The organism is Pantoea sp. X-Soil-TKNS-1207 (assembly GCF_059730485.1).
Window position 1 is genome coordinate 507,886 of the sequence record NZ_AP035960.1, and the last position, 15,096, is coordinate 522,981.

Sequence of the window (15,096 nt, forward strand, 5' to 3'; positions counted from 1 at the left end):
TGACATCAGGCCAACCGGTGCGCAGGCCACAGAGCTGGAAACATGCCCGAAAGCCCTGGCAGTTGTCTTCTCTGCTTATTCCCGGCCAGCCGTTACCGGTGGCGCAAGAGAAATAATGTCCTGCGCTTCGTTTGCCAGCCAACCCAGAATCGCGACTATCGAATCCGGGAAAAAGATAAAGATATCCAGTTTTAGTTGCGGATTACTAAACACGGTGTCGATTATTTTATTGAGTTTTTCCATCATATATTTCGTTAATGGCTCCTGCCAGTCCGCGAGCAATCCTGCTGCAAGGCCAGATAGTTGCTGGTTTGAAGAGTAAAAACAGGCATGAACAAATGCATCAATATAATTTGGTTCATCATTGATATAGGCGAGAAAAACAGCCTGAGAAGACATGATTTGACTGAAAAGCTCTGTCTGTTGCTGTTGTGACAAGGGGATTATTTTATCGTTAAAATCAAGATAGACTTCATGCCGGATATTTACTTCATTCTCTATCCACTTAGAGATAGGCGGGTGTCCTGATTCATGCATTAATGTGGAGAAAACCGTCTTCGGTTCCGCATTCACAATACACGAGATAGCAATGATAGCTTCTGAATTGTTATCGACGTAGATCGTTTCTCCTACCACGCCAGAATGGCGCAGATTCTTTCTCTCGATCAGGGTGTTCAGGTTTAGTCGTTCAGGTTTATTGGTATCAGGATTAATCCGGCTATAATCTTTGAAGACTCGGATCTTATAATCACTAGGATCTTCCAGAGACTCTTTAATCTCTGAAAATATTTTCTCAAGCAACGTCGTGTTTAATCGGGAATGCTCAGGAACATGGAATAATTTCGCGACTTCACGCATCATAAATTGATGATCCTGCTTTACGGCCAGCTTAACATTTTCTATCTGTTTTTTTCCCATGCTGTATGATTTATCGAGATCTTTTGCCAGGCGGGGGAACTTTTCCTCAATGGTTTCTTCGCCCGTGGCGACATAACGGATTTGATTTAACTGTTCCGACCATGAAAGCTCAGTGCCTGTCAGAAATTTGCTGATGATGCTCTCACTTTTTATAATTTTCTTTCTGTATTTAATACTATAAATATTAAGTCTCTCATTATAATTCTTGCTTATTGAACGGAACGTTTTCACTCTGAAGCCAAAAACACCCGCCGCGTTAGCAAAGCCGGACACATGCGTATTAAAGAAATCAATATCAGCCCTGGTGATTGAATGGTCAGAACCCGGCAACTCAAGCAGAGCGGCAATATTCGTAACCGCTTTGGTTAAATTTATATCACGCTGCAAAGCACTGGCATGGTCCGGGCTTTCCTTATCGGATATCGGGCCAATATCGTAAAAATCTGCTGATGCTACGCCTTCAACCACTTTAATAAAGTCCAGATAATACTTCCGCTCCACATCATTTTCCGCCAGCGATGCCGCATAATCGGTGATCACTGGATAGCAGGAGGCGGATTTTATGCCATTTGCGCGCCAGACCATATCCAGCTTTAGTTGTTTTTCCGTAGGCAAGGTGTTCAGAAATTTACGCTGCCTTTCCAGCATCAGCAGCTCTTCTTTCCGCTGCGGATCGGAGATATTGTCCAGACCATATCGACCGTGCATCTCCATCGATCCCGTGCTTGAAGGATCGCCATCAATACTGCGTGTTGACCTGGCCGCAACCTCATAAAATATGCCGGGTTCGAAAGGTATAAATTCACCCGTCGCGCTCACCTCACGTAAATAGGTGTGTCCCTCTTCTCCCGCATTTTCCACCTCAATCACCATCCGGTTATCATTAAATATTGAAACCGAAACACCGGTTAAGGTCATACCCGGCGGCGTCTTTAATGGACAGCTATCCGTTTCAGCGGAGGAGGTGCTGTTGCCAAACAGGTCGGATACGGTGATGTAACTATTGGCGATCAGGGTCAGATTGTCCTGTTCGTCTTTGATGACCGTGACGATCCGATCCGCAGGCACGCCCGCCGGGAGGCGATATTGGATCTCACCGTTGACCGACGTGGACTCGCTTATCACTTCATAATAAATAACGGAGTCGCCAAATCTGTAGGGTAGATATTTTTTATCCTCAGCGCGCTGACGCTGCTCTACGGCATAACCTGCGAGGCTGTCCAGCGCCTCTCTGCTGTCCGGCGTTGGGCGAAATGCCGCGCCTGACAGCGGCAAAGTTGAAGGTTGTATCGGTACTGGCAGGTAATTTTTCAAATCTTCATGTGCGTAGAGATACACCGATCGCGGAAAAAGATTGATGAATTTATCGGCACTGCCATCCTCCCAGCTAAAAAATTCTGTGCCATCGGTCGGTGATGAACGGGTGGTTTGCGTAGCATGGCCACTTTTCACCGCGCGCAAGGCATGGCGTACCCCGATTTCAGCAATGGTGACAGGAATACTCAATTCCTCTTCACCGGGTAGCAGCTCCTCCGCGCAAAGCGATCCTTTCCCCATCAGCTCCAGCCCTGAATGTTTTTCAGGACTGAAAAGATCATCAAGTAATTCCACACAGGAACCAAAAGGCGTGTAGTAAAGCAGCGTTTTGGCCATCGTCCAGACGGAAGCCGGGTTTTGTATACCCGCCGCGGTGGTTCTGGTTGCGGATAACGTGTCAGCGCTGACGTTCATCGCTGAAACCACCTTCTCAGCCACTATCTGATTCCACGGACCACTGCGATGCTGTTTAAAGAACAATGGCTTAGAGGTCAGTGTCAGCTCATGCAGGGGAGCGCTGTCATCGTTACCAAACAACAGCTGGGACAAGGCGCGTTTTTGTTGTGTGGTGCGAAATCCGGATGATGAACCGATGGCGGTCACATCAATGGCATCCTTCCGCGTAGGATCGCCGATCCTGAGAAACGGGGTGATCAGATGGGCCTGCGCGCCCGTCTGCACAATAAAGCCGAGAACCGGTTTATCGGGCGAAAGTTCACCGGGTAAGGCTATCTGCACCATCGTGACCGTCAGCGGATGAGGAAAGTTTTGCGCCAGCCACGTCTGCTCACGCGCGGGTAAGGACAACAGGACGCGGGAATAAAACCGCTGGCTGGCTACATGCAGAGTGTCTTTTGCGGCAGCCAGTTGCGCTGGCTCAACCTGTTCGGGTGCCAGCAACAACTTATCCAGCGCCCGCCGCGCACGGGCAAACTCCAGCAGAGCAACCAAACGCAGGGTTTCCAGCTGCATCATATTTTTTATCTGGCTTTCACCCGTCGCGTTGCCAACATATAAGGTGTGCCCAAGCATACTGAGCAGCATCGCCAGCGGCTGAGAAAGCAATAAATGCAGCGCTATCCGCTCAGCTATTTTGGGCGGAATGGTGCGACGCTGATCTTCGGCGACAGAAAGTGCTGCCAGCGATAGCCGAATGCCCTGATTATCAAAACACTTCCGTTCGCGTAGTTGTGGATGCGTGGCGAAATTTAATATCGGAAATTCCCTGTCGATCCGATTCCCGATCAGCACCCGGATACGTGCCATATCCTCTGCGGAAAATTCAGGATGCTGCTTCTGCAGTTCAGCGCAGAACCTGTCGATGCTCTCCTCCGTCAGACGGGCAAAGTCCTGCACCGTGATATCCGGCACAGCGGTATCCGGCAGACGCGAGATGATGTGGGTGACGATGGAGGAAAACCCGGCGAAAACCGGTCCGGTCGATTTCTGCCACAACAGGCTATCCAGCAGCGGCAAGACGATCTCCGCCAGAACCCTCAGGCTGGTGCGCTGCTCACCGCCGCTCAGCACAGGCAGCCCCTCATACAATCCGCTGCGAAGATCATTTTGCAAAATGGCAAATTCTTTCGGGTCCAGGCTGAACGGCGCATCCGGATCTTCGCGGCTTAATAGGTTTTCCACCACCTCCAGCACGATTGCCAGCCGTTCAGGCAGACCTGAAGTGACCTGTTCCTGCAGCATCGGGTCGAGTCCAATCTGACGTATCGCCAGTTTCTTATCCATTAACGCGTAAAAACGCTGAAACCCCGCTTCGGTCAGCGCGGAAGGCGCTGCGGCCAAAGCATGAAGCCAATGATTGACTGCGTTGGCGGCGATGTGAACCGCTTCCGGAGAGGGGGTAGCTTCGGCTGCTATCGGACCAGCGCCGGGCAGCCGATCATATTGTTCCGGGCGAACCAGGGCTGGCGTGGGATTACGATCAACCAGCACATCACGCTTCCAGGGCGGGTCGGGACGGTTAAGCGCTGCGGCGCCCTCAACCCCCAGCCCATTCACTACGCGGGAAAGCGTCTGCGCGATCCAGGTAAAAGGTGATGGCTGCGGTAGCATGGCTAAGGTTTGCGGAGCGGAAAGGTATGTTGCGACTAAGGCAGGCTCGGCAATGGAGGTTGAATCGACCTGTCTGGTATGTGCCGCAAAGGTTAACTGTGGTCGGGTAGCGGGATGGGACGTCGAGCTAAATGGGGTAGCGCGCTGACGACTATGCAAATTTATGTGTAGGGGTGCCGGAGCAAAATTCACGATAAGCAGATGGGTATCGTTATTATCTTCAGTGCCAAACCCTCTCAGGGCGATGCCACCGCTGATAGCCGTGTCGTTTTGCTCCCCGCCCATCGGACACTGGGGCATAAAAAGCAAAACCTCTTCTCCCGGCGCAAGCGCCATCAACCCACTGCCCTGCACCTGGGCCGCAGCGTTGGGCAGATGGATAACGGGCGCAGGTGGCGCAACGGCTTTTGGTTCCGGCATTTCCGCCACCGGTGAGGCCAGCTGATGATTTGCCCATCGCCACAGATGTTGCCTGGACCAGGCGGGTACGCCTGACCACTGCACCAGCATTTCGCCGCTGACAAAATAGTGAGAAATCAGTTGGGCAAAACAGCCGCTCAGATATTGCTGTAGTACAGCATCCTGATATTCCACCCACGCATGATCCTCGTCGTCGCTATATTTCAGCACCTTCTCTTCCCGCAGCGCGGCCTTGAGCGACAGAAACACCGGTTTATTTATCTGCCACGGCTGCACCTCACTTCCCCCACCACCAATGACTCCCATCAGTAACGACATAAATCGCTGGATTTCCGACTCCAGTGTCGCCGCGTCTGACTGCGCGGGGCTGTAAAGCTGTAGCAGCTGTTGCCGGATTTCAGATTTGCCAAGCACGCTTTCTGCCTCAGCAAAATGAATAACGTCGTGTAAAATAACAGGGCGTTTTTCTGCTTCAACGCCCAGCAGCTTAAGCACCGGTTGCTCCAGCAGATATTTTGCCAGGGTGCTAATCAACGGTTCTACCTGATGTTTCAGTACCTCATGCAGTGACCTGTCAGGCTCCCTTAGCCACGTCTGCAACTGCGCAACCTGCTCCTGTGTAATCAAGGGCTTGCCCCAGGATTGGTTCAACAGCCCGGTTACGTCGGGTAGTAAGTTAATTACCCTCTCCGTCCCCCATGCGGCTGCACGGTTAAGCGCAAACGTAACCGGATAATCGATCGACTTTCTGAAAAAAATTGCCGAACTCAGTAAACCGTTGGCGGAGGTAAAAAGGGTCAGAATCGGCTTTTTACGTAGAGATGCAATGAAGGTTTTCGGTGTTTCAATCATCATTTTTTCCCGCAAAAAAATAATAATTTAACAGCTTAGTTCATATAATTTTTCCACTTGAGAATGAAACCTGAGAAATTAATGAAAGCGTTTACCCGTTAAAATAACGATGGTTACCGATGGCTCAGTGCGAAATAATCCCCGGCTGATTCCTGACTTTTAAATGAAGCCAGTCTGAGTTTTTACAATAAAGGTTAACCCTGCTGTTTCACGTAGTTTATTGAAACACTGAGATTGATGCGGGCAGGACGTTATCCTGCCGCCTGAGAAATGGGATGATTAGCAAAAACCGCGCACCTGGCCAGTGCGGTGGTTTTCTCTGCGGCCGGGTGTTCCCTTTCGTTAATACGCATACAAGGCGGGCGTTTTGTAAGAGCATGAAACACATGGCGTAATTGGGTGACCGGCATTGCAGTTTCAGCATTTCCCGCAAAATTTTCTCAGGAAGAAAAATCCCGATACCCATTGATTTTAAAGAATAAATATTGCGCTACCGATGCATTTTTACAACAACGCGTTAATTGTTTGCGGATTGAAGTGCTGAGAGGGAAGACGTAGCATCACGGCGGGTGCTTGAGACTTTCTGTCTTAAGCATTGGCTGACGGCAGAAAGAGAAAAGCCCCAGGAGATTTATCATCAACCTGAGGCCCCCCTTATGCCCGACAGCATGAAGGTAGCCTCTTACGTGCCGGAAGGCAAGGAGAAGCAGCCATGAAGCAGCATACGGCGATCATTATCGCCACCCTTTTGTTAATGACGGTTACAGCCGTCGTGCTGGTCTCGCGCAAGGATCTCTGCGAGGTACGATTCCGAACCGGCTTTGCGGAGGTTGCTGCTTCAATGACCTGTGAATCCATTAAGTAAGAGCAACCACGGCGGGGTTCGCCCCGCCGTTTTTGGCTGTTGTCCGGCAAAAGCTCTCAGGCACCCTTCTTTCGAAACATCTTTCGTAACAGACTCAGGCACCCCCGCAGTCTGCCCTCATTCGCTTTTTCCCTTGATTCACCGCTGATGACGGAACAATCCGCGCCCTGCGTAGCAGGAACCTACAACACGCTTCCTGATTTCACAGGCAGCTAGCGAACATTCTCAACATCGCCAAGCCAGATCTCGTTCTTTTGTCGCTGACAACCCGACATAGTGTTTCACGAATACGACAATATGTTTCTAAATATGTATGGATTGCGAGTTCTATGAAAAAAACAACGTTGGCTTTATTGATTTGCTCCACCCTGAGCGTTACTGCCTGGGCAGACGAGCAGGTCAGTAGCGAAAATGCCTGGGAAGGCACCACACACCATGCCGTGATAGTTAAGCTGAAACCCACAGAGGAACTCAGCCGGGCTACTGGCAGCTTACAACTGAGTGATACATCGTTATCAGTCAGTCGCCTGTATCAGCAGGATGAAATGAACCGATCTGCCATGACGGAAATGGCGGAGCTGGATAAACGCTATGGCTTTGACCGTTATCTGCGAATAGCTCTCCCGGAAAGCAAAAGCCGGGACAGCGACTATATTAACAGCCTCATTAATGAACTGAAGCAGAACAATGATGTTGAACTGGTTTACCCGGAGCCGGAAGTCGTTTCACTGAAACTCACCCCGGAGGATAACCAACCCCAGCGCAACGCGCGGAGTATCAGCGAATTCGCCAGCGTTCCGGATTTCCGTGATAAGCAACACTACGCCAAAGCGCCTGACGACACGCAACCCGGCTACGTTATGGGCGGCGTTAACCGCGCCAGCGCTGATAAGTATCCTGGCAACGACGGCACCGGCGTTTCGCTGGCTTCCGTTGAACCTGAGCCATGGAACTACAACCACATCAACCTGCCCGCCGTGAGTTTTTGGGGTGCGCAACGGCCCTATATCGGTGACGACCATGACACCGCCTCCGTCGGCATTATGGCGGCCAAAGATATCGGCAGCGGTATCAGAGGCATGGCCTGGAATGTGCGTATGGGCTACTCCAACAGCGGAAAAGAGTTATATAAAATCATCCCGCACCTCAATGCCGGAGATGTGGTGCAGATCGGGGTACAGACTACGGATAACAAGGCTACCGATTGCACCACCAACTGTTTTGTCCCGCTGGAAAGTTCCCCGGACTGGTACAGCCTGATCAAAGCGATGACCGACAAAGGCGTTCACGTTATTGAAGCCGCCGGTAACGGTAATATCAATCTTGATCACCCTGGATTTAACGGCAAATATAACCTCGCGACCCGCGACTCCGGCGCCATCATCGCCGGTGCTTTCTGTGCCAAAAACGGACAGAAAGCCTCATTCAGCACCTATGGTTCGCGCGTCACCAGCTCCAGCTGGGGCTGCGCAGATGTGGTTTCCACCGGTTATAGTGACCTGAATGGCGGCCAGAACACCGGCTATACCGCGATGTTTTCAGGAACATCAGCGGCGAACCCGATTATTGCCGGCGTTGTTGCCAGCCTGTCGGGCATTGCCAAAGCGCACAACATTGAGGTGACGCCCGTTCAAATGCGCGAAATCCTCCATGATACCGGCACGCTGCTGGCCAATGGCGATTCCGCCAAAATTGGTACCCATCCCAATATGGAAAAAGCCATCGCCAGAATTATGGAGCTGAAGGAAGACGAGAATGCGGGCAAACCTGTAGCGGATGCCGGTAAGAACTTTACCGTGACCGGTACCGCCGCTGGCCAGGGGTCGCGTGCTTACACGCTTGATGGCAGCGCCAGCCTGAATGCAACGTCCTGGGAATGGAGCATCAGCAAAGGCAAAGGCAACTTCTGGATGCAGGAAAAGCAGGGTGGTCAATGGTATAGCACCCTTTCCGGCCCGCAGATCCGTGCCCTGATTCCGGAGAACACGTCGGGCGAAGTCACCTATCTCCTGACCGTCACCGGCGAAAATAAGGAAAAAGTGACCAGCGAAGTGACCATCACCGTGGAAAAACCGCAGCCGATCGACAACGATCCGGCATTTATTGCCGCGGTGACACTGACTGTGCCATCGGTGGATAACGGCACCAGCGTCACCTTCAATGGCACCGTGGCTTCCAGCATCAGCGCCACCAGCACGCCGGGATATAGTTGGATCCTGCCTGCCGGCGCCCAGGGAAGTAACCAGGGACAGGCATCGCAGTCCTTTACGCTGAACAAAACTGCGCAGCCGCAAACGCTGGAAGTTCAGGTTACGGTGACGGCCGGCAAGCAGCAGAAGACGCTGAAACACGCCATTACGGTGCCGGCGCTGGAAGTACCGGAAGTGCCGGTGGTGCCAGAAGTACCGGAAGTACCGGCCAACGCCGCACCAGCGTATAACCCGAATATTCCGTATGCGACAGCCTGTACCCGCGTGATGTACAACGGCCAGGTCTATCAAAACCAGTGGTATGCCAACCCAGGCCAGGAAGTGCCTGGATCGGGCGGCGCATGGGGAGCGATCTGGCAGGCTGAGAAGTCAGAAAACAACCGAGCCTGTCTGAAGTAATCGTCGTCAGGGTTAAGTCCGGTCTCGCGCCGGGCTTAGCCCTTCAGATAGCCAGATCGTTACGCACCTCTGCGGGAAGATACATTTTTTCCTGCACCAGCCCTTCCGCTATCTGTCTGAGTTGCTTCCAGGTCGCGACATCATTGCATTGAAGATAGTTATCGTAAAACGCCTCGAGTCTGATGAGATTAGCCAGTAACTTCTTTATATCCTCAGGTTGCTTATTATAATCAGACCGTTCAAATGACTCTTCACATAATCGTCGTGCCACCTGCACATTGGCAATGGCGGTCGCAACATCATTTTTAATCTCTGACGGAAAGAAATGTTTATACGGCTCTGGCAGCTCAACACCCTCCATCTCCAGCGCATAATAAAGAATATGGTAAGCAAAGTTATATTTACAACAATCCCAGGCATATTCCCAGTTCTCGTCGGTGATGTTGTATTTGCTTCTGTCCCCCAGATCCAGCGTTAATCTCGCAGAGTTTAAAAAGCGATCAATCTCCAGGTACATATCCAATGATGATAAGAAACTCTGCCAGTCAAGATCCCCACATCTGAAGGTCAGCATACCATATTGAATATAAAGCACCTGATACTCCAGCGCCAGCGCATCCCTGCTCCCCGCCGTCTTACCCACCATCAGTCGGAGGGTATTGATATTATTCGCTATCTGCTCACTCAGATGTTTTTTCTTCTCCACAGCAGACTGTATTTGCTGTTCATCATAATTGTGCTTATTAAGAGTAAAATCGATAAAATTCAAATCTCCCTCAATCTCTTTCAGGTGATTATTCACTGCATTGAGTACAGACTCATCTTTATTTATTATTTGTGGAGGATAGCCATAATAACCAGGAAGCAATAAACGCATTATATCTCTCTGAAGTTCGATAGTTATTTTTATTCATCAGGTTCCTTTTTCATAAATAACCTGATCCACGAATTTTTCAGTTCTGCAAAATTGAGTTTCGGATTGTGATAACAAACCCCTCTGGCCAGTGCATCAAAAAGATTGGTCTGTGCATTCCTGCTCAGCCTTGGGGCTTTCCAGCTTATCGGACTACCGACATTTTTCTTCGGCATATCCAGACCATCGTACATTAACAGTCCACGTTTATTCTGCCGGGCGCGGATTGCCACCATATTGTCCATTGGCAGCACCTCATCCCCCAGGCTGTTCGGCAACCAGCCCGCAGGCGTACATATGCGAACCTGATCTTCCAGCGTCACCACCATAATATTCAGGCTGTTTACCTGCGCGATGCGGGCGATTTGTTCATTTTTCTCTGCTTCAAACAGGGGAAGATGGGTTTTTGCCAGAGTATGGTCAGGGCCATAATCAGCCAGGCACTCTTCACCCGCGCGGATAACCCTTTTCGTATAGCACCCCACCATCAAACCCGCGTGGTTTCGTTTTTTGATATAGAAAAAGCCGACATTATTTTCCCCACGCAACGGGTGGCCAGGCAGATTGGCGGTATTGATCAACGCCAGCGGCGTGGGATGTCCATAGCCGCTGATCGTGACGCCCGGCTGGCGGGCGGCAAAGGTAAAGGTCGAAACCGCATGAAAACCACTTTTCTGGATGGCGGCGGCCAGGCTTGCCTCGGTCTGAAGAACTTCACCGGCATACAAACCCAGATAAGTCCCGGCAGGGAGATCTTTTTTAGCCACGATCTTGTTACCGACCGGATCGTCCGGGTCATTGCGGATGCTGAGATTACGACTAAATACGTCGGCATCGCTTAAGCCATCGGTTCTTGCCGCCTCCTGGACCTGCGCCAGCAGCTGCCCACGCTTCGCGGTCGGCATCGGCAATTTATAAAGATCGGAGATCTCCACCTCGGACCAATGTCCCAGCAACGCCGCGGTAAGACTCTCTCCGCTCACAGGATCTTTCAGTAGCGGTCCGGCATAACGTTCGGCCCGAATCGCCAGAAACGTCTCCTCGACAATCTCCGGCTCATCAAATCCTTCATCCTCCGTCACCGCTTCCGGTTCCTGCTTCACCTCGCTGGTCTCCAGCTTTCTTTGCCTGCGCCAGCAGCGGTCGATAGCCACTTTTAGCGAGGCGAGCTTTAAGTCGTAACGGTTGGCGATATGCCCAGGGTCGATCTCAGCGGGACGACAGGGTTCGAGGTAGAGCCGGGCCGCCTCTGCGGGTTTCATCGACAGATCGTGACGCGGAAGCCTCTCCATCCATGCTATTGCCACAGCAGAAGTCAGGGGTTTTACCTTCAGCTGTAGCTGTCGCTTGATGTTCGCCGTTTCCAGCGAGTCCAGCTTAACGCCATAACGCACCGCCATATGTGCCAGTTTCACCCCATCCGGGCGGCTGTCATCCAGATAACGATCAAGGACTTTTTCCACCTTGCCATGTCCGTCCGGGATGAAAAAATCCATCAGCCACGGCATGGCCGCCGGTAGTAAATCAGGCAGGTTTTGCGTGGCCCTGATGCGATGAATGACGCTGCGCAGATGGTTCGGTTTGAGGCCATTGTAAACCGCCAGATGCAGCTGGCTAACATCCCTTGGGCGGGAGGGGTCCATGCACCAGTGCGCGACTCGCTCGGATTTATCCACGCCGCTGGTCTGGATGCGATCCATGACCCATTGCAGATCCGACGGTGGCAGTGGCGGCAAATCACGCTTCGCCTTCAGCTGCCGCAGGGTACTTTTCAGCGAGTCCGGATTAACATCGTTATAGGCGGCGATATGCAGCAGCGTTACCTTCTCCGGGCAGTGATTATCCAGTATTGCGGTCGCCAGCCTGACGAGTTGTCCCAGCATCGCAGGCCAGGCATTAGTCTTCAGCCATTGCTGATCTTTTGCCGGTAATCCGGGTAAATCACGCAGCGCCTGACGCCAGCCAAGTGTGGTTTTCAGCGACTCCAGATTGACCTTATAACGTTCCGCCATATGCAACGGCATCACCCGCTTTGGCCGATTTTTTTCCTCGTAACGATCGGCCAGTTTCGCCAGTTTTCCGCGCCCGGTAAACAGCGGCCCCTGCTCCAGCCATTGCCGATCCTGCGCCGAGAGCGGAGGAAGACTCTGCGCCAGCTGCTCGCGACGGATGTGGCTATACAGAGAGTTGAGGCTCAGGTTGTTATACGCCGCCAGATGCAACAGGCTGATTCCGACCGGACAATCCTTCGTCTGCAATAAGGCCAGCACTTTAGCGACCTTGCCGGGTTCATCAGGAATGATGCGTTCCATCAGCCATCTATGGGCCAGCCCTGTCAAATCAGGCCGGTTACGCAGCTTTTTCAGCAACCGAATCGTTGTCGCCAGGGATTCCGCGTTCACCCTGTTGCGCAGCGCCACATGCGCGGATAACACAGCGTCCGGGGGATGATTCTCAAGGAAGCGCACAGCCAGCCTGACCAGTTTCCCCAGACCCTCAGCTTCAATATTATCTTCCACCCATTGGCGATCCGCGCCGACCAGGTCAGGCAGGTTGCGTAGCCTTCGGATCTGGCGCAGCGTCGACTCAAAAGAATCCGGGTTAAGATTGTTGCGGCAAATAATATGGGCTTCTGTCACCCCTGGCGGGGGATCGCCATCCAGAAAATGGGTCGCCAGCCTGAGAACCCGCCCGCGGCAGTGGGGCAACACACTGTCATCAATCCACTTTTGCGCCTCTTGTGACAACGCCAGCGGCGGAGAGGCGGTACGAGGTTTTTTCTGCCGATTTTCCCGCGGCGAGGTAAGCAGCCGTTTGTTCTCGGCGGAAGCAGGTTCTGGCAGCGGGCAGATGGCCACCCGTAAGGCATCGACGCATTGCAGCGGCGCACCGGCCCGCTGCGACGGTTCAGCCGACTCTGCCGTCGGCTGATAATAGGTAATTTGCAGCGGCAGCGCATCATCATGGCGCGGCGAGGATGCAGGCGCCGCGCCGCGATTGATAATCCCTTCGGCCACGTCACGGGCGTGGGTGTAACCTGGAGCAAACAGCGGCAACCCGCTGTCGGACTGCACATCCACGGCGATATTGCGCTCAAAATGGCTATTTACCAGTACGGTTTTTCTTAACTGGCGCCCCGCCCGCACCGGCGCCGTTGCTGGCGGTACGCAGTAACTATCGCGGACTTGTTCAGGAGCATACTGATGGCCCACCCTGGCGCAGATAAACTGATGCTGCGCCTCGCGCGTCATCCCGTTGAATTCGTTAAGCTGTTGCTGGCTCACGGTGACTTTAAAACGACGGCTTTCGCGGCGTTGCGTATCCTGGGTGAGATGTTCGCCGTTGCCTGCCAGGTGCTGATAAACCACCCGCAGCGTCTGGTCATGGCAGTCCTCACAAATAATATCCACCAGGATGCTATTGCGGCTATCTTCGCGGATAGTCTGATCCAGCAGTCCGCCACGCGTGACCTCCTCTTCCGCCCGGTTCCGCGCCCAGCGATGATTTTGTTCGGCAAAGGGTACGTCCTCACGCGCGGCATCCCGCTCGTCGCACCCCTGACGCCAGGCGCTGACCGCAATCTCGTTACCCTGATTAAACCCGCTGAAACAATGTTCCGACGCCTCCCGGCGAAGATCGCTGAGCTGCTGTTTCATCTGAGCCGCGTGAAATGCCGCTTCCGCACGCTGGCTGTTGTGCATCGTTTCCGGCGAGGTTAGCCCATCGCACAACTTCGCCACTACGGGGTGAAAACCAATAGCGTAAAACGCCTGACGGGTCGGGAGCAGCAGCTGGTTAAGCGCATCACGAAACCGCGCCGCCATCTCGCCGGGCTGAGCGAGGTAGAGACCTCTGATCGGGTTGAACGCCTGATGCGGTGAAGGATTGAGCTGCTCGGTTATGTGGCGCAGCTGCGATTGCAGCCGATCCCAGACCACGCCTTTATCGTTCTTCTGGCTCAGCAATTTTTGTTGCCGCTTAATCAGTCGGTTTTGTTTGCTTTTTAGTATCGACCGCTGCGCCTGCGCCTGGCTGGAGGCGGCAACTGCGTCCGCAAGGGGCAGATTGAGATCGGTCAGCACGCCAGCAGGTCCCTGCGGTTGCCCCTTATCGGGAGAAAGCTGAACACGTTCACCGGGTCCCGCCTGCATAATGCGGTTGATGTCATGATTGAGGGGGCGCAGCACTCGCTTAAGCTGACTCAATGCCCCCAGCACCACGCCCTCAAGATTCGCCGCCTCCAGATCCAGCAGGGTTGCTCCCTGACGCAGATCTTTGGCAGCCGTATGCGGCCCACCTGCGTCGCCTACCCTTTTTCGCAACGCCGTGGCATGGCGATAGATACCATCGAGCCGGTCGAGACGGGCGCCGGTATCGAAGTCCTGATCGCATTCGGCAATCGCGACCAGATGACTGAGATATTGCTGCCACTCCTGAAAATCGCACAACGCCATCAGGGTATTCAGCGCGGTTTCTCTGATCATGCCGCGCGGTAACAGGCCATTGCGCACATTCATCATGGTTGCCACAAAACCACGCTCATAAACCGACTGAAGCAGCGTGGTTCTGGCATGGGAGACCGTGTTTTGCAGACGCAGCGCTAACCTTTGATTGATCGCCGTCAGCACCGCCTGCACCCCCGCCGCGCCCAGAGGCGCATCAATCAGCGCCTGACGATGCTGGTTGCGTAGCGCCAGCGCGCCGGGGTACTCGTGTGCAAAATGGGCTGGCAGTGGGTGATGAATCATTTCACCTGCATCGGCCCAAAGCCGGGACAGCAGCACAATATTCTGCACCACCGCAGCAGATAGCGGAATGGGTGGGTTGATTGGTCGGGGGATGAATGCGGTTGCTGTCTGACTGGAACGCTCCGGGCAGGCCATAGAAGAACCGGCATTCCCCGGAGGGGCGGATCGGGAAGCGCGATCCTGAGAGGCGGGTTGAGAACGCGGATAGCCAGGCGAACTGAGCACCTGCAAGACGGGCAAAGCGGGAGAAGCGATAACGGGCCGTTCTGATTGACGAGCAGGCGGAGCGGAATAAGGCACGATGCTTTGTTCATACATAGAAGCCACATTTCCTGAATTGAATTCATGCCGGGTAGGGAGGGATCGCAGGTCAATGCAGATAAA

5 protein-coding genes are annotated in these 15,096 nt (G+C 53.1%); 2 read left to right on the forward strand and 3 right to left on the reverse strand.

What is annotated here, in order from left to right:
• Positions 1-75: 75 nt before the first annotated feature.
• Positions 76-5,580, reverse strand: coding sequence for a hypothetical protein (locus AC6I8V_RS25560; protein WP_497846738.1), 5,505 nt, complete (start codon positions 5,578-5,580; stop codon positions 76-78).
• Between the two features lie 709 nt (positions 5,581-6,289).
• Here AC6I8V_RS25560 and AC6I8V_RS25565 point away from each other — a divergent pair.
• Both AC6I8V_RS25565 and AC6I8V_RS25570 read left to right on the forward strand, forming a co-directional pair.
• Positions 6,290-6,442: a Hok/Gef family protein gene (locus AC6I8V_RS25565; RefSeq protein WP_497846739.1), complete on the forward strand. Its 153-nt coding sequence runs from the start codon at positions 6,290-6,292 to the stop codon at positions 6,440-6,442.
• Positions 6,443-6,771: 329 nt separating this feature from the next.
• Positions 6,772-9,051 carry a S8 family serine peptidase gene (locus AC6I8V_RS25570; RefSeq protein WP_497846740.1) on the forward strand — a complete coding sequence of 760 codons (2,280 nt, stop codon included), beginning with the start codon at positions 6,772-6,774 and terminating at the stop codon, positions 9,049-9,051.
• A gap of 43 nt (positions 9,052-9,094) precedes the next feature.
• Here the strand turns inward: AC6I8V_RS25570 and AC6I8V_RS25575 are convergent, their stop codons facing one another.
• Complete coding sequence (locus tag AC6I8V_RS25575; RefSeq protein ID WP_497846741.1) at positions 9,095-9,928, reverse strand: hypothetical protein; 834 nt, start codon at positions 9,926-9,928, stop codon at positions 9,095-9,097.
• Between the two features lie 29 nt (positions 9,929-9,957).
• Positions 9,958-14,712: an SET domain-containing protein gene (locus AC6I8V_RS25580; RefSeq protein WP_497846742.1), complete on the reverse strand. Its 4,755-nt coding sequence runs from the start codon at positions 14,710-14,712 to the stop codon at positions 9,958-9,960.
• Positions 14,713-15,096 lie beyond the last annotated feature (384 nt).